Source organism: Romboutsia sp., assembly GCF_051659545.1.
In the GTDB taxonomy this organism is placed as follows: Bacteria; Bacillota; Clostridia; order Peptostreptococcales; family Peptostreptococcaceae; genus JBOFOR01.
Genome location: NZ_JBOFOR010000262.1, coordinates 36,398 through 61,354 on the forward strand (window position 1 = coordinate 36,398; position 24,957 = coordinate 61,354).

Consider the following 24,957-nt stretch of genomic DNA (forward strand, 5'->3'; position numbering starts at 1 on the left):
TTACCTCCTAAAAAGCATTTATAATATGATTTATTTTATTTTCATTAAAGTATACTTCTATAACATCAAATCTTATGGGAATATTATATAAGTTATTTTTTAAAATATAGTATTTAGATGTATCTACTATTTTTCTTATTTTTTTATAGTTTACAGATTCTGATGGTGTTCCAAATTTTATATTACTTCTAGATTTTACCTCTATAAATACAAGTTCATTGTCTATTTTTGCAATTATATCAATTTCGCCACTTTTTATTTTGTATTTAGATTCTAAAACCTCTGCTCCTTTTTCTAACAAGTATTCACAGGCTATACATTCGCCTAAATCCCCTTTTTCTTTATTGTTCATGTTGGTTCTCCTATTTACTTTTTTGTAATTATTGTCATTGAAAATTGTATATATACAATTTTTAACTTTTTTGTGATTGAATTTTTCTAATTTAATGGTTAAAATTTGTATATAAGTAGGGAGGTTAAAAATTATGTCTCGGTCTAAAAGAAATAAATCTGTACGAAAAAAAAATAAATCAAAACTTTATAAGTTACTTATATTTTTAATTTTGTTAGTTACATTTGGCATCTTTTTTACTTTATGGATATTAGGAAAATCAATAGCTTCATTTTATGATTTCTCCCCAAACAATGATAAAGAAAATGAAAAAGCAATTTCAACTATGAGCTCTCCACCACGTTCTAGTAAAGTGTATTTAAATGTTGTTGGTGATATTATGGCACACAGTCCTCAATTAAAGGCTCAGTATGATTCTGCAAATAATTCCTATTCATTTGATAATAATTTTAAATACGTAAAAAGCTATATGGAAAAAGCTGATTTATCCATTGCTAACTTAGAAACTACCCTAGCTGGACCTGAAATACCTTATACTTCTTATCCATCTTTTAATTCACCTGATGCTTTGGCCGATGCACTTAAATATGCTGGAGTTGATGTAGTATCAACAATAAATAACCATTCATTTGATAAAGGAGATTTAGGCGTAGACAGAACTTTACAAGTACTCAAGGAAAAGGGTTTTAATACGGTTGGAACAGTACAAAACTCACAAGATAATAATTATATAATAAAAGACATAAATAGTATTAAATTAGGAATTACTTCTTTTTCTTATGGAGAGCTCAAAGGAAATTCCAAGTTTGTAAATGGTATTCAGATTTCTAGTAAATCAAAAGATAAAATGAATGTATTTGATATGTACAATCCTAGTGTAGCCTTTAATACCATTAATCAAACTTTGAAAGAAATAGAGGGCACAGACTTACAAATAGTAGTTTTGCACTGGGGAAATGAGTATCAAAGAGTTCCTAGTTATTTTCAAAATACTCTTGCTAAAATGCTTTGTAATAGTGGTGTAGACATTATAATAGGTTCTCATCCTCATGTTGTTCAACCAGTAGAAATGATAACCTCTACAAATGGAGAAAATCAAACATTAGTTATTTACTCTCTTGGAAATTTTCTATCTAATCAAAGAAGGGAAATTCTAGGTTCTCCTTATACTGAGGATGGCTTAATGATAGAAATAGAAATTTCTAAAAAGCCTATAGAAAACCAAGCTAGAGTATCCAGTGTAAATTGTATTCCTACCTGGGTAAATAAATATCAAATTTCAGGTAAGGATACTTACGAAATAGTTCCTATAATAGATAAAGATACCTTACTTAAAATGAACAATTTGCCTTTAGATACAATTAAAAATTCTTATAACAATACAGCTTCTCAAGTAAAAGAATCTAATATAATTAAAATTTCTCCAAATCCGTTTAGCTAAAAAAATAGCAATCACTTTAGATATTTTACTCCCTAAAGTAATTGCTATTTTTAAGTTACAGTATTATTTGTATATTACTTTGCTATCTATATCTTTAACAGTTTGGCAACCTGTAAGTATCATTGTAGAACTTAATTCGTTTTTTAATTTATTTACGTATAATTCTACCCCTTCAGTTTGACCACCAAATGAAGCGCTTACAAATGGTCTCCCAACTAAAACTGCCTCCGCTCCAAGACCTATTATTTTTAATACGTCTACTCCTGTTCTTATTCCACCATCCACTAAAATAGTAACCCTTCCTTTGACAGCCTCAGCAATTTTAGGAAGTACATCAGCCGCTCCTGGAGTACAATCAAGAACTCTTCCTCCATGATTGGATACAACTATAGCATCTACACCTGCTTCTACTGCCATTAATGCATCTTCTGGTGTCATTATTCCTTTTAGTATAAATGGTAGCTTCGTTGACTCTGTTAACTCTCTTATAGCATCTATATTCTTCGGTTGTACATTTTTTCCATGTAAAGATAATGTTACTAAACCACAAGCATCTATATCTACTCCTACTGCAAAAGCTCCTGCTTCTTCAGCTAATTTTATTTTTTTTATTATATTTTCATTTTCCCATGGTTTTATAAATACAATACCATTTCCATCATTTTCTTTTAAAACCTTTAAATTTTCTATTAAAAATTCATCTACTGCTGTATCTCCTACCATAGCATATATTCCACTATTTACACAGCCTTCAACTACAGGTGATATATAATCTCTTTCACTTATTTTTCCACCCATATTTAAAGTTGTACCAGTTATAGGCGCAGCAAATATAGGAGCACTCATTTTCTTGCCAAATAGTTCAATAGACATATCTGGATTCGATACATTATGTATTACTCTCATATTTATTTTTACTTTTTCTAAGCTATTACTATTTTCTGTAAAAGCTGATCCACTACCTTTTCCACCCATACCAGGAACTTCTCCAGCACAAACTACACCATTACAAGTTTTACAAACCTTGCAACTTCCATTTAAGTTTTCTCTTGCATTTTTTAATAAGTCTTTATACTCCATATTTCTCCCTCCATTTATTAGAGATTTAAGTTTAATTTTCTACATTTTTATTATAGCACATTCTTTAAAAAGCTTTTTCTATGTATAGGGCAGATACCTTGTTTTTCAATAGCCTCATAGTGTTCTTTTGTGCCATATCCTTTATGAGATTTAAATCCATAGCCAGGGTACATATCCTCATAATGGTACATAATATTATCTCTTGTAACTTTCGCTAATATACTTGCTGCTGCTATTGATATAGACTTAGAATCTCCCTTTATAATTGGATTTTGAGCCACCTCAACTCCTGGAATAGTAGTTGCATCTATAAGCAAATAATCTGGAGTTTTTTCTAAACAATTTATAGCTTTTTTCATAGCCATATAAGTTGCATTTAATATATTAAATTCATCGATTTCTTCATTATTTACTATTCCGATTCCATAATCTAAAGCTTGATCTTTTATTATATCAAACAATTCTTCTCTTTTTGCTTCGCTTAGTTTTTTAGAATCATTTACACCTTCTATTTTAGTATTTGCTTTGAATACAACTATTGAGGCCACCACAGGCCCTGCAAGAGGTCCACGACCTGCTTCATCTATTCCCCCTATATATAGGTATCCTTTATTATATCCTTCATTCTCGTATGTGTTTATAGCTTCTAGTCTTTCATCTTCTCTTCTTATAGCATCTAGTTTTTTAGCCATTTTTAAAGCTAAATTTTGAACAGACTTTCTTTCATCACTTCTTAATATATCTATGTACTCTAAGTATTTGCTAGTATCTAAAGCATCTATAATTTCTTTAATTTCTTTTACACTTTTTTCTTTCATTTTCAAACCTCCATTAATAATCTGATTTAATTATTATAACACTTATATTAATTTTTACTGTAAATTTATATAAAGTTTTATTTTCGTTACTAAAAAAGTCGCCGATAAAATTATCAGCGACTTTTAATTAGCTTACTTTGTTTATTTTAAATTTATCATCTCTATCATTTGAAGGTATAAAGTTACCTATAATAGCAGCTACTATTACTGGAACTATCCAGTTAAAGCCTAGAGGTGCAAATGGTAGTTTTGTAACTATAGGAATGCTTATTCCTAACTTATTTGCAACTGTAAGTGCACTTATAAATAAAGCCATATATGCTGCAGCTTTAAAAGCGTTATTGTTCTTTATGTATTTTCCTAATAACGTCATTATTACTAGCACAATCGTCGCTGGATATATCATATCCAGTATTGGTGCTGAGAATTTTATTATTGTACTTACTCCAAAGTTTGAAACTATAGCACTAAATATACAAATTACTATAACAAGTACTTCGTACTTCAATTTACCATTAGTTATATCATTAAAATATCCAGATGCCGCTGATGTAAGACCAATTGCTGTAGTTAAACACGCTAATGTAACTATTACTGCAAGAATTACCTTACCAGGTTTTCCTAATATCATCGCTGTCATTTCTACTGTTAAAGCAGTTTGTGATGCATCTAGCCCATATTTATTAGATAATGTTGCTCCAAGATAAGTCAAGCCACCATAGACTAAACATAATCCTACTCCTGCAACTATACCTGCTCTCATAGTTAATTTTACTTTTTCAGCATTATCATTATAGCCTTTATTAGATAGTGAAACTATTATAACAGTTGATAATGCTACTGCTCCTAAAGCATCCATTGTTTGATATCCTTGAGCTACACCATTGGCAAATACATTCTCTACCATAGGAGTAGGATTTATAGTTCCAAGTGGAGATATAATTCCTTTTATTATTAAAAATGCTAATGCAACTAAAAGTGCTGGTGTTAAAAACTGACCTATTATATCTACAACCTTTGAAGGTCTTATAGTTAATATTAGTACTATTGTAAAGAATATAATTGAGAATACAATCGGGCTAAATCCACTAGTTAAAGGTTGTACACCCATTTCAAATGTTGTTGCTGCTGTCCTAGGTATAGCAAGTAATGGACCTAGACATATCATTATTGCAGAACCTAATACTATAGAAAGATTTTTGCCTGCTCTATTAAATACTTTACTAACTTCTCCTCCACATTTTGCAGCTGCTAATATAGCTAATAAAGCTAATCCTACATCTGCTAATACAAATCCTGTAAATCCAGTTAACCAACTAGCTCCAGATGTTACCCCTAAATACGGCGGAAATATTAGATTTCCTGCCCCAAAAAACATTGCAAACAATGCAAATCCTACGACTACTACGTCTGTATTTTTCTTATTCATACTCAAGCTCCTTAAAATAGTTTTATTCAAGAAAACATTTTCCATGGAATATTTTTTGAATTTTAAGTTAATTATACTTCCATATTTTCAAAAGGTCAATAATTTTCAAAATATATATAATATTTTTATTTTATAGTTTATTTATTTTTTGTATATTCAGAATATTATGTATAATTATATTTTTACAGTTTTTATAGTAAAAAAAATGGTCAAGCCAGATAATTTACTTATCTAATTTGACCATTTATTAATTATTTTATGTCTTCTGGAACTTCTAAGTTTATTTTTCCTATTTTTCCATCTCTAAATTCATTTAAAACAGTAGTAGCTATACGAGTATAATCTAGTTCTTTCCTACCTGTAACAAATCCTCTTTTATAGCCTATCATATCCATAGTTTCAATATCACTATCACCTAATTCTTCTAGTTTGTATCTATCTTTTAGTTTTTCAGGTTCTATTTTCATAAGTTTTGCTATTAATCTTAAAGCTAGTGTTTCAACATCTAGTATTTCATCTTTTATAGCTCTACAAAATGCTAGATTAAGTGCAACTTCTTGATCTTCAAATTTAGGCCAAAGTATTCCTGGAGTATCTAGTAATTCTAAGTTTCCTTTTAATCTAACCCATTGCTTACCTTTAGTTACACCCGGTCTGTCTCCTGTAACTGTACTTTTTCTACCCGTTAACTTATTTATTATAGAAGATTTACCTACGTTAGGAACTCCAACTATCATTATTCTTATAGGTCTTTCTTTTCTGCCTTTTTCTTTTAAGGCATCCATTTTTTCTTTAATTGCATTTCTACATTCATCGACTAATTTATTTAATCCAACACCTTTCATAGTGTCAACAGGTATAGCTCTTATACCTCTATCTTTGTAGTATTTTATCCATTTATCTAATTTAGCTCTATCCGCTAAATCACTTTTGTTTAATATAACAACTCTCGGCTTATTTCCTGCAAGATTATCTATATCAGGATTTCTACTACTAAATGGTATTCTCGCATCTAATAATTCTACTACTACGTCTACTAGTTTTAAATTTTCCCTAACCAAATCTCTAGTTTTTTTCATATGTCCTGGATACCAGTTTATATGTAAATTGTCATCTTTTAGATATTCATCATAATTGACTCTCATCTTATCGCCTCTTGCCATAATCTTCACTCCCTTGTATAAATATTTTCGTTCTTTTTTATTTTAAACTTTTATATTATATCGTAATATTATTTTCGTATCTTGTAACCTAAGGGTTCACAATAATACTATTATTTCTATAATAAAAGCATTTTAAACTCTATCCTCTATTAATAATTTGAAATTAATTAATATTATTTATGCGTATTAACTATTCACAGTTTTTGAGGTAATATAATTTTCGAAAGCGTAAAAAATTCGCTTCGCTCATATCGCCAACGGCTCTGCGCGTTGCTAAAAATCTTTTTTACTTTCACTAAGTATGTTGACGTTGATTAAACATGCCAACTTATACACAGTTTTTGAGGTAATATAATTTTCGAAAGCGTAAAAAAGGACTGAAAAATCAGTCCTTTAATTTATAGTAAAGTTTAATTATCTAGCTTCTTTTATCTTAGCAGCTTTACCAACTCTACCTCTTAAGTAAGTTAATTTAGCTCTTCTTACTTTACCTTTTCTAGTTACTTCTATCTTCTCTATTCTTGGAGAATGAACTGGGAAAGTTCTCTCTACACCAACGTTGAAAGATATTTTTCTAACTGTGAAAGTTTCTTGTATTCCTCCGCCTTGTCTCTTTAAAACAACACCTTCGAATATCTGGATTCTTTCTCTTTTACCTTCAACTATTCTAACGTGTACTTTTACAGTGTCCCCAGGTCCAAAGTTAGGAACTTCGTTCTTTACTTGTTCTTTGTTTAATGCTTTTAATATTTCGTTCATTTTATTCCTCCTAGTATCATAGACATTCTTAATTACCGACCAATGTAAGCAGAGGAATGCCCGTTTATTTTTTTCAACATTTAAAATTATACTATATTTTATATTTATTTACAAGCTTTTTTATACAAATCAGGTCTTCTTTCTTTAGTAATTCTAATAGATTCGTCATTTCTCCACTTGTCTATATTCTTATGGTTTCCAGATAATAAAACATCTGGAACTTTTAAGTCCATAAATTCCCTTGGCCTTGTATAATGTGGATATTCTAGTAAATTATCTTTAAAAGATTCCTCTTCAAAAGATTCATTTTGACTTAATACTCCTGGTATTAATCTAGATATAGAATCTACTAATATTAGCGCAGGAAGTTCCCCTCCTGTTAACACATAATCTCCTATAGATATTTCATCAGTAACAATTAAATCTATTATTCTTTGATCTATTCCTTCATAGTGACCACATAATAGTATTATATCTTCACTTTCTGAGAATTCCTTAGCTATAGTTTGATTATGTACTTTTCCTTTAGGAGTCAAATAAATAACTCTAGGATCATTTATATTATGTTTTTCTATAATATGCTTATAGGTATCATAAATTGGTTGAGAAGTCATTACCATGCCTGCTCCTCCTCCAAAAGGATAGTCATCTACTTTCTTATGCTTATTATTAGAAAAATCTCTAATATTATAAACTTCTACTTCTATTATTCCTTTTTCAGTAGCTCTTTTCATTATACTTTCATTCATATAAGAGTTAAATATGTCCGGAAAAAGAGTCATTATATGAAATTTCATAGTATCTCCTAATCTAACATTCCCTTAATAGGGTCTATTATCATTTTTCTTTCATTCATATCTATAGTAGGTACAAACTTCATTATAGCAGGTATCATAAACTCTTTGCCTTCACTGTTTTTAACTAAATATACATCATTCGCTGCATATTGAAGTACATCATCTAAAACTCCTATATGTTCTCCATCTACAGTATATACATCTATACCTATCATATCAGCTATAAAGTATTCCCCTTCTTTTAGGTCTCTACTTTCTTCTCTAGATACATACATAAATTTGTCTCTTAGTTTTTCCGCTTCTTCAACAGTTTCTATGCCTTTTATTTTCATTATTATCATATTTCCTTTGTATCTAACTTTTTCTACATCCCATTTGTTTTCAAGGTCCTTACCTAAGTAGAAATCTTTTAATTCATCAAATCTATATATATCATCAGTATAGGAATATACTCTTACTTCACCTTTTAAGCCTTGAGTACTAACTATTTTACCTATCTTAAAGTGTGTTAACTTATTCATCAATGCTTCTCCTTAACCTTAAGTATTATTCTTAGTTTATGTACAACCTATAGTTTTTATCCTAGTCATTATAAACAAAAAGGATTAGGTATATACCTAATCCTTTTATATTATCTCAAGAGAAACTTTAACATTTTCTCTATTTGCAGCAGATTTTACGACAGTCCTTATAGCTTTAGCTATTCTGCCCTGCTTTCCGATAACCTTCCCCATATCATCTTGAGAAACTTTAAGTTTTAAGATTATTTCATCTTTATCCTTTATTTCTTCAACTTCTACAGCCTCAGGATTATCAACTAGAGCTTTAGCTATATCTAACACTAGCTCTTTCATATACTCATCTCCTAATTAAAAAAATTATTTTTTAGAAGCTTCGAATTTTTCCATTACTCCGTTGTTAACTAATAAAGTCTTAACAGTATCAGTTGGTTGAGCACCATTTGATAACCACTTTACAGCTTTCTCATCGTTTATTTTAACTTGCTTTGGTTGAGAAATTGGGTTGTAGAATCCTATTTCCTCTATGAATTTTCCATCTCTTGGAGATCTTGAATCCGCTACTACTATTCTGTAGAAAGGTTTCTTGTTAGATCCCATTCTTTTTAATCTTATTTTAACTGCCATTACAGTCACCTCCGAAATTTATTTGTCTTTTATTTATTTAAAGAAAGGAAGTCCGGGAAAACCGCCCCTTTTCTTCATACTTTTTTGTGAGCCTGTAAACATCTTCATCATTTTCTTCATCTCATTGAATTGTTTAATCAGCCTGTTTACATCCTGTACTGTAGTTCCACTACCTCTTGCTATTCTTTTCTTTCTTGAAGCATTTAATACAGTTGGATTTCTTCTTTCTTCTATGGTCATAGCTTGAACAATGGCTTTAGTTCTTTTCATCTCTTTACCATTTAAATCTACATCCCCAAGTTGATCTTTTATGTTGCCCATACCTGGCATCATACCTAAGATTTTATCAAGAGGTCCCATATTTTGTATCTGCTCCATTTGATCTAAGAAATCTTCAAAGTCAAGTTCTTGTTTCTTGATTTTTTGTTCTAATTGCTTAGCTTTTTCTAAATCTAAGTTTTCTTGAGCTTTTTCAATAAGGGTTAATACATCACCCATACCTAATATTCTAGATGCCATTCTATCTGGATGGAATTGTTCTAAATCGTCTAATTTCTCACCCATACCTATAAACTTTATAGGTTTTTGTGTAACTGCTCTTATTGAAAGTGCAGCCCCACCTCTAGTATCTCCATCTAGCTTAGTTAATACTACTCCATCAACTCCAAGCGCTTCATTAAAGCTTTCTGATACATTTACTGCATCTTGACCTGTCATTGAGTCTACTACTAAAAGTATTTCATGTGGCTTTACTTCAGACTTTATTGATTTTAACTCATCCATTAGAGTCTCATCTATATGAAGTCTACCAGCTGTATCTATTATAACTAAGTCATTGTTATTTTTTAATGCATGACTTAATCCAGCTTTTGCAATATTTATAGGACTTTCCTTGTCTCCCATGTTGAATACTGGAATATCCAGTTTTTCACCAACAACTTGTAACTGCTTTATAGCCGCTGGTCTATAAATATCACAGGCAACAAGCAAAGGTCTTTTGCCTTGCTTTTTAAAATAACCTCCAAGCTTCCCAGATGTAGTTGTTTTACCTGCACCTTGAAGACCAACCATCATTATTACTGTTGGTGGTTTAGACGATATAGTTATTTTACTAGCTACATCACCCATTAAGCTTGTCAGCTCTTCATTTACTATTTTTATTACATGTTGGGCAGGATTCAATCCTTGCATTACTTCTAGTCCAACACATCTATCTTGAACTTTTTTTATAAAGTCTTTAACTACTTTAAAGTTAACATCTGCCTCAAGAAGTGCAAGTTTCACTTCTCTCATAGCTTCTTTAACATCACTTTCAGTAAGCCTTCCTTTTGACTTCAACTTACTTAGTGCGCCTTGTAATTTATCAGATAATCCTTCAAATATCATTTTAACATCTCCCTACATATATCTTCTATATTTTCTAGCTTAGGGATTAAATTAGCACAATCTCTATTTTGCAATAAATCTTGCTTAATGTCAACAATTTTATCATTTATGATCTTGACGAATTTTTCCTGTTCTTGAATTTTATATACTAAATGTAATTTACTTTCATATTCTTTTAGTATTTTTTCTGAACGTTTTAATGTATCATATACACCTTGCCTAGATACATTTAAATTTTCACTAATTTCACCTAGAGAATAATCTTCTTCATAGTATAATGAAACTATTTCTCTTTGCTTATCAGTTAATAATTCTTTGTATTGTTCAAATAACAACCCAATCTCAACCATTTTTTCTATATTCATATCTTACACTTCCCAGTGACATACTGTAAAGGTCATTTACTTTACACATAGTATTTTATCTCATATAAGATATCTTGTCAACATTTTATTTAAAAATGCTAATTAGTTCCCAAATAAAGCATCAGAGAATGATTTTGCATCAAAATCTTGTAAATCTTCTACAGTTTCTCCAACTCCTATAAGTTTAACCGGAACATCAACTTCACTCTTAACCGCAAGTACTACCCCACCTTTTGCAGTTCCATCAAGTTTAGTTAAAACTATTCCTGTTATATCAGCAACTTCTTTGAAAGTTTTAGCTTGTGCTACTGCATTTTGTCCTGTAGTAGCATCAACTACTAATAAAACTTCTCTTTTTGCTTCTGGGAATTCTCTATCTACTATTTTAAATACCTTCCCAAGCTCATTCATTAGATTTGATTTATTGTGTAGTCTTCCTGCAGTATCACATATTAATATATCTACATCTCTAGCTTTAGCTGCTTTTATAGCATCAAATACTACAGCTCCTGGATCAGCTCCTTCTTGATGTTTTATTATATCAACATTACTTCTTTGAGCCCATACCTCTAATTGCTCTATCGCTGCTGCTCTAAATGTATCTCCTGCTGCTAATAATACCTTCTTACCTTCTGCTCTATATCTATTAGCTAACTTACCTATAGTAGTAGTTTTTCCTACTCCATTTACTCCTACCATAAGTATTATAGTTGGCGATTTTTCTACATCTAACTTTGAATTTTCATTTATTAATATTTCTTCTACTATGTTTTTAAGTTCTACCCTAACATCCATAGGATTAGTTATTCCTTTTTCTTTTATCTTATTTCTAAGCTTTTCTATTATACCCATAGTAGTGTTTACACCTACGTCAGCAGTTATTAGTATTTCTTCTAGTTCTTCTAATAATTCTTCATCTACTTTTGTGTATGATTTTAATACATCATCTATTTTATCAGTTATACCTTGCTTAGCTTTAGTTAAACCTTGCTTTAATCTATCAAATAGGTTTACTTTCTTTTCTATTTCGTCCTCTTCTTTACTTTCAACCGCTACTATTTCTTCTACTTCTTCATTTCCAGTTGTTTCTTCAACCATCGCATACTCTATTTTTTCGTCTTCAACTATACCTTTATTTTCATCAATTACTTCTTCTACCTCTTCTACTTCTTCTATTGCTTCTTCTGAATGCTCTATACTTGTTTTTTCTTCTATACTCTCTTTAGTAGATTCTACTATAACTTCTTTAGTAACTTCAACTTTTTCATTATTAGGTTCTTCAACTTTTTCTATTTCATTCTCTATTAATTCTTCTCTGGCATTATTTTCTTCTTTTTTCTTTCCAAAATTAAATAGTTTTTTGAACACTTATGTACCTCCTAGATAAGATATTAAATTTTATGTTTTATATTATTATGTTACATTAAATTTAGCAAGTAACTAAATTAAGCCACTTACTAAATTCATTGTTCAAGACAAAGCTATATAATATCTGTCATTTTTTCTGCTTCTTTAAAATCTAAGCTTAAGACCTTAGAGATTGCTTTTTCTTGCATTGTAACTCCGTATATGTAGTCTGCAGCCTCCATTGTTCCTCTTCTATGAGTTACTGATATAAATTGAGTATCTTTAGCTAGCTCTTTTAAGAATTCCCCAAATCTAAATATATTAGCATCATCTAACGGTGCTTCTATTTCATCCAGTATACAAAAAGGTGTAGGTTTTGCAATAAGTATAGAGAATAATATACTTATTGCTGTAAGAGCCTTTTCTCCACCTGATAATAAATTCAAGTTTCTCATTTTTTTACCTGGTGGTTGAGCAGTTATTTCTATATCACTTTCTAATATATTATCTTTATCTATAATAGTCAATTCACCGTAACCTCCGCCAAATAATCTTTTATAGACATATTTAAAGTTTTCATTTATTTCTTCAAATTTAACTTCAAACTCTGCTTTCATATTTTCTTCTAAGTCTGTTATAAGATTTTCTATGGCTTCTATAGATTGTTCTAAGTCTGATTTTTGTTCGCTATAGAAATCATATCTTTCTTTAACTTCTTCGTATTCTTTAATAGAGTCTATATTTATATTGCCAAGATTTTTCATTTCCCTTTTTAAATTTTCTAATAATTTTTTGTCTATTTCTAGATTATCATCTTTAATTTCAATAGCCTGAACTAAAGTCATTTCGTAATTTTCAAAAAGTTTATTTATATAAGCTTCTTGGCTAGATTTAACTCTCTCTAATTTCCCTTTAACTTTAAATAAACTTTCTCTTAAGTTCATATATTGTCTATCAATATTCTTAAACTCTCTGTTGAAGTTTTCTAATCTACTCTTTAAATCTTCTTTAACTAATTTTTTATTTTCTAAGTTTTTATTATTATTAGTTAGTTGGTTGCTTAGATTTATTTTTTCAGTTTCTTCTATAGCTATTTCTTCTTCTAATTTAATAATTTCTTTTTCTTGATTATTTAAAGATTCTTCAATAACTTTATATTTTTCTTCTAAACCTTTATTTTCTTCATTGATTCTTTGTATATCTTTAATTAAGTTTGAATAAATTTGCTTAAATTTAACTAATTCTAAGTTTAATTCGTCAAATTTATTTTTATCCTTTTCATATATTATACTAGCTTCTCTTAGCTTTTCGTTTAATTGTTCTATTTTATTTTTATTTTCATAGTGTTTCTTTTCTATAACTAGTATTTCTTCTTTTACCACTTTAGCTTTTTCCATTGTATAACTCAAGTTGTCTCCTAAACCTTGTTTTTCATGGTTTAGTTTTTCAAGACTCATTTGAAGAGTTCTTTTTTCAGATTCAATTCTGTTAATATTAGAGCTTTCTATAATTATAGCTTTATCTAATTCTTTAATAGCTTCGTGTATACTATTTATTTCATTTTTAATATTAGTTATATTTTCTTCTGCTTTTTGCTTTTCATTTATTAATACTAAATTTTCATTTCTTGTCGCTTCTATTTTTTCTTTATACTCGTTTATAAGTCTTTTTCTAGATAAAATACTTCCATTAGTTCTTAAGCTTCCTCCTGTTAAAGAACCTCCTGGATTTAATATTTCTCCATCTAAAGTTACAACTTTAAATTTATGCCCATTTTCTTTTGCAAATTTAATACCATTATCTATATTGTCTATAATAATAGTTCTACCTAATATATTTTCAATTATGTTTCTATATTTATCGTCATAAGATATTAAATCACTGGCTACACCTATAAACTTTGTATTTGTTCTTATATTTCTAATATCTATTTTATTAGACTTTATTATATTTATAGGCAAGAAGGTTACCCTACCTAAATTGTTCTTCTTAAGATAATTTATAGCAAATTTAGCACAAATTTCATCCTTAGTGATGATATTTTGCATATAAGCACCTAGGGCAGCTTCTATAGATTTTTCGTATTCTAAAGGAACATTTATAACTTGTCCTAAAGCTCCATCTATACCTTGAAGATTCTTATTCTTTAAAACTTCTTTTACTCCCTTATTAAATCCTTCGTAATGATTTTCCATATCCATATAAATATTAAGCTTTGAATTATAATCATTTAAGCTATATCTATTAGTTTGTATTTTCTTTTCTAAATCATTATTTTCATTTAATAAATTTCTTAGATTTTTATTAGTTTGCTCTTCTTTCAGTTTTGAAGTATCTAACTCTTCTTTTTTAGCTTCAAAATTATTTTTAGTATTGTCTAATATATTATTTTTTTCATTTATATGATTGTTTATTTCATTTATATCTAAATCTATACTCTCAGTTCTATAGTTTATATTTTCTGAGTTAGCAGTTAACGTAGATAATTTATTACTAGATTCTTGTTTTTGATTTAAAAGTTTTATTATCTCATCCTTTAAATCTTCAACCTTGTTATTTGTTTCTTCTATATTATCTTTTTTAGCTTTATTTTTTTTCTCTATATCTTTTACATCGTCTTCTATATTCTTAATATTTTCTTCTGATTCTACTTTTTTATTGCATAACTCTTGAATAGCTAATTTGTCATTACTCAGCTTTTCTTTTATTTCACTTATTTCTTTATATTTTCTATCTATATCATTTTTACAGTTTTTTATTCTTTCATTTATAAGATTCACTTGAGATTCTTTTTGGGATATTACAGACTTAATAGTATTTATATACTCTTGTGCTTTATTAATACTTGAGTCTATTCCTTCTAATTCTAAATTAATCTCATTAAAACTTTTTTCTACAGAAGATTTTTGATTTTCTATTTCCTCTGATTGTTTTTCTAGCAATTGATTATGCTTATTTACCTCTTCTAGTTCTTTTTCTAAAGATTCAACTTCTCTTATATAGCTATTAACTTCTATAGTTTTAAGTTTTTCACTTACTTCTAAATACTTCTTGGCTTTTTGTTGTTGATTAAAAAGTGGCTTAAGCTGATTTTCTATTTCTACATATATATCATTTATTCTATCTAAATTTTCTTTTGTGTTTCTTAAACTTCTTTCTGCTTCATGCTTTTTATATCTAAACTTAGATATTCCACAAGCTTCATCAAATACTTTTCTTCTATTAGCCGGATTGTTGCTAAGTATTTCGTCAACTTTACCTTGCTCTATTATAGAATATCCGTCTTTTCCGATTCCCGTATCTAAAAGTATTTCTTTTATATCCTTTAGTCTACAACCTTTATTATTTAGGAAAAATTCACTTTCCCCATTTCTATATGCTCTTCTTTTTATAGTTATTTCACTAAAGTCTAATTCTAGTTTACTATCACAGTTATCTATTGTAAGAGCAACCTCACAATAATTCATCTGTTTTTTAGTGTCTGTTCCTGCAAATATTACGTCTTCTAGTTTATCTCCTCTAAGACTTTTTACACTTTGCTCCCCTAGAACCCATCTAACAGCATCTGAAATATTACTTTTACCACTACCGTTAGGACCTACTATTGCTGTTATACCTTCTTTGAAAATTATATCTGTTTTTGTAGGAAAGGACTTAAATCCTTTTAATTCTAATCTTTTTAAATACAATTCTTTCTCTCCCTTCAATGCGAAAACTAAAGGTTATAATTTTTATATAAGCTTATATATATATCTTTCATATTAGTTTCTACCATTACATTATCATCTAGTATAATTTCTAGTTCATTTACACTCAAATTATCTTCTTGAGTTTTTAAAATCACTCCTAGCTCATTTTTCATATAAACGATATTACTTTTTTTATTACCAATTATCTTAGATACATTTTTCTTATTACATTTTATAGTTATGTTACTTTTAACCTTATTTTCTACAACAATATATTTTAAATAATCTTTAATCATTTCACTTTGTACTAATTCTCTAAAAGCCGGATGGTAAGGTCCATCAACAATAGCTTTTCCTATTTGTATATCATCTGTAGCTTGAAGTCCTACCCTTATAACATTTATATTATTAACGTAAAATAAAGTTAAAAGTTTTTTTACTATTTGAATACTTTCATCTAATGTAAATGCATTATACTTTTTATTATTAAGTAAGTTTTCTAGTCCAGTTTCTTTTACTACTAAAGTTGGATATATCCTTACACAATCAGGTTTCATTTCTATAAACTTCTTAGCTGTAGCTATACATTTATCTTCATTATCTGTTGGTAATCCAACCATCATTTGAAGACCTAAATCTATATTGTATTCTTTTATTAATTTAGAACTTTTAAATACATCTTCAGCACTATGCCCTCTAATACTTTCTTTTAATACATCTTCATCTAAAGATTGTACACCTAATTCAATTATGCTAACTTTGTATTCTTTTAACATTTTAAGTATTTCTTCATTTATACAATCCGGTCTTGTTGACATTCTAATGTCTTTTATTAAACCTTTATCTACATATTCTTTAGCTACAGCTAGTAAACTTTTTTGTACGTCTATTTCTATAGCTGTAAAGCTTCCTCCAAAAAATGCAACTTCTATACTTGCATCCTTATCTATAGTAGGTAAACATTCTTCTATAATATTTCTTACATCGTCACTAGTTATATCTGTACTTACTCCTGTTATTTTTTTCTGATTACAAAATATACAATCATGAGGGCATCCTCTATGTGGAACAAATACAGGGATTATTCTTTTTTTCATAATACATCATCCTTTATCTTAATCAAATGTCTACATAATATTTTTTAATGCCTTTTTAGCAGCTAGTTGCTCTGCTTCTTTCTTAGTTTTACCTTCGCCTACTCCTAGCACACTTTCATTTATTCCTACTTGCATAATAAATCTCTTATTATGGTCCGGTCCTTTTTCATTCATCAATTTATACCATATATTACTTTCTCCTCTACTTTGCAGCACTTCTTGTAGATGAGTTTTATAGTCTCTAAATATTTTTCCTTGTCTAGAGTTAAATATTATCTCTTTCATATAATTTAGTATGAATTTTCTAGCGTTTTCTAATCCTCCATCTAAATAAATAGCAGCTATAACAGCTTCAAAAGCATCTGCAAGTATAGATATTCGTTCTCTTCCTCCAGTTGCTTCTTCTCCTTTACCTAACAACATATGCTCGCCTAGTTTTATTTCAGTTGCTATTTCACTTAAAGATTCCTCACAAACTATATTAGCTCTAAGTTTAGTTAGCTCTCCTTCAGGTAAATTACTTTCATTGTTGAACAAATAATCACTTATTACGATACTAAGTACTGAATCTCCTAAAAATTCTAATCTCTCATTGAAGTCGTAGCTTTTATTTTCATTAGAATAAGAACTATGAGTAAGAGCCTCTAATATGTATTCTTTATTATTAAACTTGTAGTCTACAATCTGTTCAAATTTATCTATATTATATAGTATTTTTTTATTTAATTTCATATTACTACCTCCGAGTTAATTCTCTCTAGATTATAGTTTACTATTTTTCTAGAAGTATTGCAAAATAAAAAATTCACTTTTTCTTAGTATGTGCAATATACAGAAAAACCTATGAGATTAAAAAATCTCATAGGTTTTTCTATATATTTCTTTATTCTTCGTCTTCGCAACAATCTATGCACATACAATCATCTTCATCATCTGCTGATAATATAATCGCTTGGCAGTTTGGGCAAACTACATCTACTTCATCATCATATAGTAATTCTTCATCTATTTCTACTAAATCACCACAGTTTGGGCATTCCATTTCTATAAAACTAAGTTCATCATCTTCTATGTCGTCATCTTCATAAAGATCATCTTCTACATCTGATAAATCTTCATCTATAGATTCTACATATTCTACAAGCTCTTCTTGTTCTTCGTCTAGCTCTACTATTGCATCTGCAAAGCTTTCTAACGCCTCTACTATTTTATGTATTATTTTACCTTCTTTAGTTTCCTTGCTTATTTCTAATCCCTCAGCTAATCCTTTTAGATACGCTACTTCTTCATATAAGTATTTCATGTGTACCCCTCTCTTTCTTTTTATAATAAATTAAAAGCCCGTACATCTTTATTATGAAGATATACAAGCTTTTTATACATAAAAATTAAACTCTTGATAAATATTCACCATTTCTAGTATCTACTTTTATTTTGTCACCTTGATTTATGAATAAAGGAACTTGAACAACTGCTCCAGTTTCAACTGTAGCTGCTTTAGTTACGTTACTTGCAGTATCTCCTTTTATTCCTGGCTCAGTTTCTACAACTTCTAATTCTGCAAAGTTTGCAGCCTCAACTTGGAAAGCTTGTCCTTGGTAGAATCTTATTGTAGCTACTTCATTTTCTTTTAAGAATTTTATAGCATCTTCAACTTGCTCATAGTTTAAAGGTATTTGATCGTATGTCTCTTCATCCATGAAATAGTATAAATCACCTTCATTGTATAAATATTGCATTTGTCTAGTGTCTATATGAGCCTTAGGGAATTTATCTCCTGGGTTAAAAGCTTCTTCTCTTATAGCACCTGTCTTTAAATTTCTGTATTTAGTTCTTACGAACGCCGCACCTTTTCCTGGCTTAACGTGTTGGAAATCAACTATTAAACATGGGTGTCCATCTTTTTCGAATGTTACACCTTTTCTAAAATCACTTGCTGATACCATTTTTGTCCCTCCATCTAAAAATAATTTATTTATTTTTTTGATACTCATGATTAAAGTACTTCTATTATTATTATAATCAAAACTTCAATTTTAATCTTAGGCAAATCCTTCTTGTATTTTTGCAATTTACCTATATGTATCTCTTTATCACCGTATCCAATTTAAATTATATATGCTATTGTAATCTTGTCAAGTTTATTAGAGCATTTATTCCTAAAATATAGCTATCAAATCCAAACCCAGATATTTGACCTAAACAAGCATTTGCTGTAACACTTTTGTGTCTAAACTCTTCCCTTTGATGAATATTAGATATGTGTACTTCTACTGTTTTAATCGATACTGATTTTATAGCATCAGAAATAGCATAGCTGTAATGAGTAAAAGCACCTGGGTTTATAACTATTCCATCAAATTTTTCATTAGCTTCATGAATTTTGTCAATTATATATCCTTCATGGTTGCTTTGGAAAAATTCTAATTTTACAATATCGTCACCAAATTTTTGCTTTATATAGTCTATCAAATCCTCTAAAGTTTCTTTTCCATAAATACCCGGTTCTCTCTTACCTAACATATTTAAGTTGGGACCATTAATTACTATTATTTTCATAAGCACCCCTCATCTTAGATTACAAACTTCTACAAATATAATAATATCATATGTTATCTAATATAAACAAGTATTTGACTAATTACTTCTTCTATATTTTTATTATTTACATCTATTGTTATATCACTCACTTCTTCATACTTATCTCTTCTTTGTTCTAAGAGATCACTTATTGTCCTATTTAAGTTCAAACTATTTTTAAGTAAAGGTCTTTGATTAATTTCATTTGAAACATGATTAATTATAGTTTCTGGTTTTGCATCTAAAAAAACTACCTTTTCTTCTCTTTTCAAAATTTTACAATTTTCTTCTGTAGTTATTATTCCACCTCCAGTTGATATAATTAAATCATCTTTTTTTATTAATTCACTTAGTAATTTAGCTTCCAATGTTCTAAAATATTTTTCTCCATTTTTATCAAAAATTTCTGAAATAGTACATTTTTCTTTTTTTTCAATTTCATCATCCATGTCTATAAAGTTTATATTTAACTTTTTTGCTATACTCTTTCCTATAGTAGTCTTTCCTACTCCCATAAAACCTATCATTATCATTCTCATATATTGTCTCCCTCAAAGTTTCTTATGTATACACTAAAATTAGTTTCATATTTTTGCATATTTTTAGATAGTTTCAGCTTTATATTAGCTAATCTTCCGCCCTCATCTAAAGAAATATACATACTATCTATATAGTCTCCTATTTCATATCCACCTGTTTCACTATTCCCATATATATTTAATGTATTTATAAACAATTTACTTTTATCTGTTTTTAGGCTAAGCTCTTTATCTTTTATACTACTATTTTTTATATCTCTATCCATATATTTACACTTTATTGACGTTACAGGAATTGAGTTAGTTGAAGTAATATTTATTATACCTTTTGATTCTCCTATAACTTTTTCTATTTGTTTAGTTATTTCTATACTCTGTTGCTGTAATTCTATTTTGTCTTCTATTGTACTTTTTAAATTTATACTAAAAAATAACATATAGTACAAAATAGATGCTAATACAACTATCAAAGATAATGTTATTATGCTTTCTACCAGTAAATAACCTTTTCTATGTTTCATATTTACCTTCCTTAAGCAAAACTCTTCCACTAATAGGAACTATTGTTATTTCTTTTTTAACTTTTTTATTCATTATTGTAATGGTACTCCCTGCTGGTTCTGGAGATCCATCTTGCCTAAATTGTATTTTTTCTCTTGCATAATATAGTTCAACATTTTGAGGTAAAACAATTTCTTTTGTATCTTTTGAGTTTTCTCTTAAAATGTAACTTTTTACATTTCCTTGTTTTTTATAGTATATATATGTATCACTGCTTCCTAACATATTACTTTTTCTAACATATCTTATATCAGAACATAGTTGTTTTGCAAATGAGTTTATTTGATATTTTTCTATATTATCTTTAGGAAAACATAATGTAGCTATTAAAATCATTATACTTATTGCTATAACTACTTCAACTAATGTCACATTCCTTCTCTTTTCATATTTTATATCTCCTTATAATCCTGTACTATAACTAATTTTTTGTAATCTATATTTGCCTTAGTATTTTGAAGATTTGCTTCTTCATTAATTTCATTAATAATTTCTGTATTACCCTCTGATTTGTTTTTAGTAACTCTATTATAAAAAGGATTCTTTATTTTCACACTACCTTGTATTTGCTTAATGTATTTTTTTTCTTTTGAAGTGCTTATTATACTAAAACTTAAAAATCCATTTTCATCATATATGAGTTTATTAGGTATGTTTATAGAAACATTATTTAGTTCTGTTTTTGATATATTTTTTATATTATTAATAAAATTATTTCCTAAGAAATAGTTGTTAAATTCTTGTTCATTATTACTATTTGAAACTGTTTGTTCTACTTCTTTCAATATATTGCTTTTGGTGATTTCCAATCCACTTAATGCATTTTCTTCTAGTATTGTGTCTTCATACTCTAACTTAAATAAACTTTGATTACTATAATTTAAACCAATACACATCATAGTAATAACGCTTATAATAGAAAATATTATCAATGTAAATATTAATATAGATCCTTTATTGCTATTGTTGAAGTACATAACTATCCAATTTGATACTATTCTTATTGTTCTTAACTTCTATATTTACTTTGTAACATTGATAATAATTTTCTTCTTTTTTTACGCTTTTAATAACTTTGTATTTTCCTATATTTTTACTTTCTTCATAGTTTGTTATATAGCCTTCACTACGCTTTATTTCGTCTTTTGTACATTCTAAATATTGTTTTGCGGTATTTAATATTTCGATTCTTTCTTTATTATTTTCAGTACTGCTATAGTTTTCGTATAGAGAGTAAGAAATCATATATACTGCTAAACATATTATAGCCATACTAATTATTACTTCAATTAAAACAAATCCACTTTGCTTATTTTTCAATTTACACTTCCTTAATCAAAAGTGATATTGTTTATTTTCTTGTAAATATCTTTTATATTTTCTATATCTTCATCCTTAGGTTTTATATCTGTCCAAATATTAAAAGCATGTAGCCCCTGATTTATCAACATATTAACACCATGAACAACTTCTAGATTATGTTTTTTTGCCCATTTTATTAATGATGTATTATGAGGCTTATACACAATATCACATACCAATATTTTATTTTGAGGATTTAAACTTTCATCAATAGGACATAAATCACTTTCCATACCAATAGGTGTAGTGTTTATTAATATATCTATATTTTCTAAAGCTTTTTTATCTATTTTTTCTGTTGAGCAAGATGTTTCAGTTGTAAAGTTATTTTTTATTATATTAGCTATTTCTTTAGCCTTTTCTTCACTTCTATTTCTTATTTCTATAGATGAAACATCATTTGAGGCTAATTCTACAGCGATGCTTCTACAGGCACCTCCCGCTCCTATTATCATTATTTTTTTATTTGTTAAATCATTTCCTTTATCTAATATAGATTTTACAAATCCCATTCCATCAGTATTATATCCTTTTAAAATACCACCTTCATTTTTTATAGTATTTACTGCACCTATTAACTTAGCATTTACATCAATTTCATCTAAATATTTAATTACTTCTACTTTGTGTGGTATTGTAACATTACATCCTAATATTCCTAATGCTTTTATTCCATCTATACTATTTTTTAAATTACGTTCCTTAATATCAAAACAAACATATACGCTATTTTTATCGTATTTTTCAAATAAATAGTTATGTATATTCGGTGAAAAACTGTGTTTTACCGGATGTCCTAAAAGACATATTGTTTTTGTTGTCCCATTTATATTCATATTTTATCCTCCCTAATTTTATTGTCATTTTTTATTCTTTATATACTATATCATTTATTAAAAATTACACATTCTTATGTATTCAGAATAAGCTAAATCATCTACTTTGGCTTTCATTCTATCTTTATAATTTTCTCTATTCTTATCTATTTGTACTTGAATACTTATATGCAAATCTCCACTAGAACCTATTTTTATGTCTATCCTTCCATTATACAACTCCATAATTTGTTTTGCCACTTCTATACCTATATCTATATTTCTTCGTTCTAAGTCATTGATATAGCTATTATGGTCATAAAAACCTTCATTAGTTATTTCTATAATATCTTTATTTCCTTTATTTTTTAATTCTATATTTATTAAACTACCACTTTTAGAATATCTTATAGCCATAGATAATATAGTTAAAACAACTTTTTCTATATCATCTGGGTCTACATTTGATATTTTTTCTTCTTCGTCTGTATCAAAAACCATTTCTATGCTATCATCTACTATATATTTACTAAGTTCTACTGTAATATCTTCAACTATATTCACTATATTATAATAATCTCTTTTAGATTGATGAAAATCTGATTCCAATTTAGCTAAGTCCATCATATTGTTAACTAGTCCCATAACCATATATGAATATTTTTTCACATCTAGTATAGATTTTGAAATTTCACTATTTGGATTTTTTAAAATTTCATCTTTACAAAGTATTTCTAATAATTGATTTGATGATGATATTATGTTTAAAGGTGTTTTTAGTTCATGGGATATATTTATAAAAAATTCAGATTTATTTTTATTCTCAATTTTTTTCTTTTCTATTTCTATTTCTATTAATTCTGTTTCTACTTGTTCTGTTATATCCCTAACTACTCCAACTAACTTTAATCTTTTATTTACATTTATTATTGTGCCTCCACATTCTATATGTGTATATTTTCCAGGTTTATTTATTATTACTTTTCTTTTAAATTTAATATTTTCATTATTATTAGAAGTCATTACTATTCCTTCATTTATTATATTTAAATTTATATCTTCTAATTTTTCAGTATTTGTAATTTTAAATAAAGCTGAATTTGCATATACAGGCAAGTTGTTTTCGTAGTCTAGAATACAAATTCCTTCTGGTATTACGTTTACTAATTTCTCATATTTTTCTTTACTATAGTTAACATTTTCTAATAATTGTTTATATGGAGTTATATTTCTTATCGCTACTAAATTTTTCTTATCTCCTTCATTGTTAAAATTAACCCTGTCTATATTTAAACACACAGTATTATTTAAACAATTAGTATAATAAGCATCTTCATTCATAGCATTATTAAATACTATACTTTCTATATCTTCTTTATTTAAATTTATATCATCATATTTTTTATTGTCATATACTATTCTATTTTCTTCTGCTAAGACAATAGAATAAGGTATATTTTCTACTATAGTCTTATATTTAGCATTATTTTCTTCTATTTTTATTTCACTTTTCTTTTTATAAGTAATATCTTCTATATAACAAATAATCCCCATATTTTTATAACTTATTGTAAAAGGAGAGTATATACAGTTAAAGTATCTACCATCTTTACCTTCAAATTCTGATTCAACTTGTTCTCCACTCTCACTTACCTTGTTTATACATGTTAAAAATTCACTTTGGTTTTTTATACTGTTATTTAAAAATAAGCTTAAGTTTAACTTGTATTTATATTCTTTATACTCATTCCACATTTTCAAAAAGCTATCATCTTCATTTATTATATATCCTGCCCTATCTATGACTACTACACACTTATTGTATTGCCCTATTATAATCTCTAATAATCGTTGCTTCTTATTTAAATTGTCATTTATAGTTTGAGTTATATTTTTGTTATTTACTATCTTTTGTTCCTTTTCTTTTATTTTAATTGAAGAATTAGCTATCTTGGCACTAATCTCAGAATTTTTATTATTAACGTCTTTTATATATGAAATGAACAGACTATAAAAAATACAAATACTTGATATAATATCTATGATATATCCTATGTGTATTATTTGAATGCTATCTATTAATATATTCATTGATATATGACACAAGTAAATAACAACTATTATTTTATATTTATTTTTTAAGTTAGATGTATATATTGAAATTGAAAAAAGATATATAATAGTCATCAACATATATAAGGATATTAATTTATTATATACACTCGGTATATT

General features: G+C 27.8%; 27 protein-coding genes. 1 reads left to right on the forward strand and 26 read right to left on the reverse strand.

Annotated elements, in window-relative coordinates; all coding sequences use genetic code 11:
• Positions 1 to 7: 7 nt before the first annotated feature.
• Positions 8 to 352, reverse strand: a complete 345-nt coding sequence (locus tag ACRC03_RS15065; protein WP_438653412.1) for a YraN family protein — start codon at positions 350 to 352, stop codon at positions 8 to 10.
• 133 nt (positions 353 to 485) lie between these two features.
• On the opposite strand from ACRC03_RS15065, the gene ACRC03_RS15070 reads away from it, so the two are divergent.
• Entirely contained in the window at positions 486 to 1,793 is a 1,308-nt protein-coding gene (locus ACRC03_RS15070; RefSeq protein WP_438653413.1) for a CapA family protein, read from the forward strand.
• 63 nt (positions 1,794 to 1,856) lie between these two features.
• On the opposite strand, the gene ACRC03_RS15075 is transcribed toward ACRC03_RS15070, so the two are convergent.
• The 25 genes from ACRC03_RS15075 to ACRC03_RS15195 all read right to left on the reverse strand — a co-directional run bounded on the left by ACRC03_RS15075 (position 1,857) and on the right by ACRC03_RS15195 (position 24,816).
• Positions 1,857 to 2,873: an alpha-hydroxy-acid oxidizing protein gene (locus tag ACRC03_RS15075; RefSeq protein WP_438653414.1), complete on the reverse strand. Its 1,017-nt coding sequence runs from the start codon at positions 2,871 to 2,873 to the stop codon at positions 1,857 to 1,859.
• A gap of 50 nt (positions 2,874 to 2,923) precedes the next feature.
• A complete protein-coding gene (locus tag ACRC03_RS15080) occupies positions 2,924 to 3,691 on the reverse strand; it encodes a ribonuclease HII (protein ID WP_438653415.1) in 768 nt (255 codons plus the stop codon).
• A gap of 127 nt (positions 3,692 to 3,818) precedes the next feature.
• Positions 3,819 to 5,120, reverse strand: a complete 1,302-nt coding sequence (gene brnQ, locus ACRC03_RS15085; RefSeq protein WP_438653416.1) for a branched-chain amino acid transport system II carrier protein — start codon at positions 5,118 to 5,120, stop codon at positions 3,819 to 3,821.
• 251 nt (positions 5,121 to 5,371) lie between these two features.
• The gene (ylqF, locus tag ACRC03_RS15090) at positions 5,372 to 6,265 is read right to left on the reverse strand and encodes a ribosome biogenesis GTPase YlqF (protein WP_438653436.1); all 894 of its coding nucleotides are present in this window, start codon (positions 6,263 to 6,265) and stop codon (positions 5,372 to 5,374) included.
• 432 nt (positions 6,266 to 6,697) lie between these two features.
• A complete protein-coding gene (gene rplS, locus ACRC03_RS15095) occupies positions 6,698 to 7,042 on the reverse strand; it encodes a 50S ribosomal protein L19 (RefSeq protein WP_438653417.1) in 345 nt (114 codons plus the stop codon).
• 104 nt (positions 7,043 to 7,146) lie between these two features.
• A complete protein-coding gene (gene trmD, locus ACRC03_RS15100; protein ID WP_438653418.1) occupies positions 7,147 to 7,839 on the reverse strand; it encodes a tRNA (guanosine(37)-N1)-methyltransferase TrmD in 693 nt (230 codons plus the stop codon).
• An 8-nt stretch (positions 7,840 to 7,847) separates the two neighbouring features.
• Entirely contained in the window at positions 7,848 to 8,363 is a 516-nt protein-coding gene (rimM, locus tag ACRC03_RS15105) for a ribosome maturation factor RimM (protein WP_438653419.1), read from the reverse strand.
• Positions 8,364 to 8,465: 102 nt separating this feature from the next.
• Positions 8,466 to 8,693 carry a KH domain-containing protein gene (locus ACRC03_RS15110; protein ID WP_438653420.1) on the reverse strand — a complete coding sequence of 76 codons (228 nt, stop codon included), beginning with the start codon at positions 8,691 to 8,693 and terminating at the stop codon, positions 8,466 to 8,468.
• A gap of 24 nt (positions 8,694 to 8,717) precedes the next feature.
• Complete coding sequence (gene rpsP, locus ACRC03_RS15115; RefSeq protein ID WP_208332149.1) at positions 8,718 to 8,984, reverse strand: 30S ribosomal protein S16; 267 nt, start codon at positions 8,982 to 8,984, stop codon at positions 8,718 to 8,720.
• 33 nt (positions 8,985 to 9,017) lie between these two features.
• Complete coding sequence (gene ffh, locus ACRC03_RS15120) at positions 9,018 to 10,370, reverse strand: signal recognition particle protein (protein WP_438653421.1); 1,353 nt, start codon at positions 10,368 to 10,370, stop codon at positions 9,018 to 9,020.
• On the reverse strand, positions 10,367 to 10,735 hold the full coding sequence (ylxM, locus tag ACRC03_RS15125; protein ID WP_438653422.1) for a YlxM family DNA-binding protein: 369 nt from the start codon (positions 10,733 to 10,735) through the stop codon (positions 10,367 to 10,369). The genes ffh and ylxM overlap by 4 nt, the downstream gene beginning before the upstream one ends.
• Positions 10,736 to 10,837: 102 nt before the next feature.
• Positions 10,838 to 12,103 (reverse strand): signal recognition particle-docking protein FtsY, encoded by a 1,266-nt coding sequence (gene ftsY / locus ACRC03_RS15130; protein WP_438653423.1) that lies wholly within the window; start codon positions 12,101 to 12,103, stop codon positions 10,838 to 10,840.
• A gap of 113 nt (positions 12,104 to 12,216) precedes the next feature.
• Complete coding sequence (smc, locus tag ACRC03_RS15135) at positions 12,217 to 15,771, reverse strand: chromosome segregation protein SMC (protein ID WP_438653424.1); 3,555 nt, start codon at positions 15,769 to 15,771, stop codon at positions 12,217 to 12,219.
• Positions 15,772 to 15,797: 26 nt separating this feature from the next.
• A complete protein-coding gene (locus ACRC03_RS15140; protein ID WP_438653425.1) occupies positions 15,798 to 16,868 on the reverse strand; it encodes an elongator complex protein 3 in 1,071 nt (356 codons plus the stop codon).
• Between the two features lie 30 nt (positions 16,869 to 16,898).
• Positions 16,899 to 17,600, reverse strand: coding sequence for a ribonuclease III (rnc, locus tag ACRC03_RS15145; protein WP_438653426.1), 702 nt, complete (start codon positions 17,598 to 17,600; stop codon positions 16,899 to 16,901).
• A 151-nt stretch (positions 17,601 to 17,751) separates the two neighbouring features.
• Positions 17,752 to 18,171, reverse strand: a complete 420-nt coding sequence (locus ACRC03_RS15150; RefSeq protein ID WP_438653427.1) for a CD1247 N-terminal domain-containing protein — start codon at positions 18,169 to 18,171, stop codon at positions 17,752 to 17,754.
• Positions 18,172 to 18,256: 85 nt separating this feature from the next.
• Positions 18,257 to 18,814, reverse strand: coding sequence for an elongation factor P (gene efp / locus ACRC03_RS15155; RefSeq protein WP_438653437.1), 558 nt, complete (start codon positions 18,812 to 18,814; stop codon positions 18,257 to 18,259).
• Positions 18,815 to 18,989: 175 nt separating this feature from the next.
• Positions 18,990 to 19,427: a type II 3-dehydroquinate dehydratase gene (gene aroQ, locus ACRC03_RS15160; RefSeq protein WP_438653428.1), complete on the reverse strand. Its 438-nt coding sequence runs from the start codon at positions 19,425 to 19,427 to the stop codon at positions 18,990 to 18,992.
• 53 nt (positions 19,428 to 19,480) lie between these two features.
• Positions 19,481 to 19,987: a shikimate kinase gene (locus tag ACRC03_RS15165; protein ID WP_438653429.1), complete on the reverse strand. Its 507-nt coding sequence runs from the start codon at positions 19,985 to 19,987 to the stop codon at positions 19,481 to 19,483.
• Positions 19,984 to 20,508: a hypothetical protein gene (locus ACRC03_RS15170; RefSeq protein WP_438653430.1), complete on the reverse strand. Its 525-nt coding sequence runs from the start codon at positions 20,506 to 20,508 to the stop codon at positions 19,984 to 19,986. Before ACRC03_RS15170 ends, ACRC03_RS15165 begins: the two co-directional genes overlap by 4 nt.
• Entirely contained in the window at positions 20,498 to 20,920 is a 423-nt protein-coding gene (locus ACRC03_RS15175) for a pilus assembly FimT family protein (RefSeq protein WP_438653431.1), read from the reverse strand. Before ACRC03_RS15175 ends, ACRC03_RS15170 begins: the two co-directional genes overlap by 11 nt.
• 20 nt (positions 20,921 to 20,940) lie before the next feature.
• Positions 20,941 to 21,525 (reverse strand): hypothetical protein, encoded by a 585-nt coding sequence (locus tag ACRC03_RS15180; RefSeq protein WP_438653432.1) that lies wholly within the window; start codon positions 21,523 to 21,525, stop codon positions 20,941 to 20,943.
• Positions 21,509 to 21,868, reverse strand: a complete 360-nt coding sequence (locus tag ACRC03_RS15185; RefSeq protein ID WP_438653433.1) for a prepilin-type N-terminal cleavage/methylation domain-containing protein — start codon at positions 21,866 to 21,868, stop codon at positions 21,509 to 21,511. Before ACRC03_RS15185 ends, ACRC03_RS15180 begins: the two co-directional genes overlap by 17 nt.
• 11 nt (positions 21,869 to 21,879) lie before the next feature.
• Complete coding sequence (gene aroE, locus ACRC03_RS15190) at positions 21,880 to 22,746, reverse strand: shikimate dehydrogenase (RefSeq protein ID WP_438653434.1); 867 nt, start codon at positions 22,744 to 22,746, stop codon at positions 21,880 to 21,882.
• A 57-nt stretch (positions 22,747 to 22,803) separates the two neighbouring features.
• Positions 22,804 to 24,816 (reverse strand): histidine kinase dimerization/phospho-acceptor domain-containing protein, encoded by a 2,013-nt coding sequence (locus ACRC03_RS15195; RefSeq protein WP_438653435.1) that lies wholly within the window; start codon positions 24,814 to 24,816, stop codon positions 22,804 to 22,806.
• Between the last annotated feature and the right edge of the window lie 141 nt (positions 24,817 to 24,957).

Coding starts and splice junctions, on each gene's coding strand:
- ACRC03_RS15065 (WP_438653412.1), bottom strand. CDS start 352: ATGAACAATAAAGAAAAAGGGGATTTAGGCGAATGTATAGCCTGTGAA.
- ACRC03_RS15070 (WP_438653413.1), top strand. CDS start 486: ATGTCTCGGTCTAAAAGAAATAAATCTGTACGAAAAAAAAATAAATCA.
- ACRC03_RS15075 (WP_438653414.1), bottom strand. CDS start 2,873: ATGGAGTATAAAGACTTATTAAAAAATGCAAGAGAAAACTTAAATGGA.
- ACRC03_RS15080 (WP_438653415.1), bottom strand. CDS start 3,691: ATGAAAGAAAAAAGTGTAAAAGAAATTAAAGAAATTATAGATGCTTTA.
- brnQ (WP_438653416.1), bottom strand. CDS start 5,120: ATGAATAAGAAAAATACAGACGTAGTAGTCGTAGGATTTGCATTGTTT.
- ylqF (WP_438653436.1), bottom strand. CDS start 6,265: ATGAGAGTCAATTATGATGAATATCTAAAAGATGACAATTTACATATA.
- rplS (WP_438653417.1), bottom strand. CDS start 7,042: ATGAACGAAATATTAAAAGCATTAAACAAAGAACAAGTAAAGAACGAA.
- trmD (WP_438653418.1), bottom strand. CDS start 7,839: ATGAAATTTCATATAATGACTCTTTTTCCGGACATATTTAACTCTTAT.
- ACRC03_RS15110 (WP_438653420.1), bottom strand. CDS start 8,693: ATGAAAGAGCTAGTGTTAGATATAGCTAAAGCTCTAGTTGATAATCCT.
- rpsP (WP_208332149.1), bottom strand. CDS start 8,984: ATGGCAGTTAAAATAAGATTAAAAAGAATGGGATCTAACAAGAAACCT.
- ffh (WP_438653421.1), bottom strand. CDS start 10,370: ATGATATTTGAAGGATTATCTGATAAATTACAAGGCGCACTAAGTAAG.
- ylxM (WP_438653422.1), bottom strand. CDS start 10,735: ATGAATATAGAAAAAATGGTTGAGATTGGGTTGTTATTTGAACAATAC.
- ACRC03_RS15140 (WP_438653425.1), bottom strand. CDS start 16,868: ATGAAAAAAAGAATAATCCCTGTATTTGTTCCACATAGAGGATGCCCT.
- rnc (WP_438653426.1), bottom strand. CDS start 17,600: ATGAAATTAAATAAAAAAATACTATATAATATAGATAAATTTGAACAG.
- ACRC03_RS15150 (WP_438653427.1), bottom strand. CDS start 18,171: ATGAAATACTTATATGAAGAAGTAGCGTATCTAAAAGGATTAGCTGAG.
- efp (WP_438653437.1), bottom strand. CDS start 18,814: ATGGTATCAGCAAGTGATTTTAGAAAAGGTGTAACATTCGAAAAAGAT.
- aroQ (WP_438653428.1), bottom strand. CDS start 19,427: ATGAAAATAATAGTAATTAATGGTCCCAACTTAAATATGTTAGGTAAG.
- ACRC03_RS15165 (WP_438653429.1), bottom strand. CDS start 19,987: ATGAGAATGATAATGATAGGTTTTATGGGAGTAGGAAAGACTACTATA.
- ACRC03_RS15170 (WP_438653430.1), bottom strand. CDS start 20,508: ATGAAACATAGAAAAGGTTATTTACTGGTAGAAAGCATAATAACATTA.
- ACRC03_RS15180 (WP_438653432.1), bottom strand. CDS start 21,525: ATGTACTTCAACAATAGCAATAAAGGATCTATATTAATATTTACATTG.
- aroE (WP_438653434.1), bottom strand. CDS start 22,746: ATGAATATAAATGGGACAACAAAAACAATATGTCTTTTAGGACATCCG.
- ACRC03_RS15195 (WP_438653435.1), bottom strand. CDS start 24,816: ATGAATATATTAATAGATAGCATTCAAATAATACACATAGGATATATC.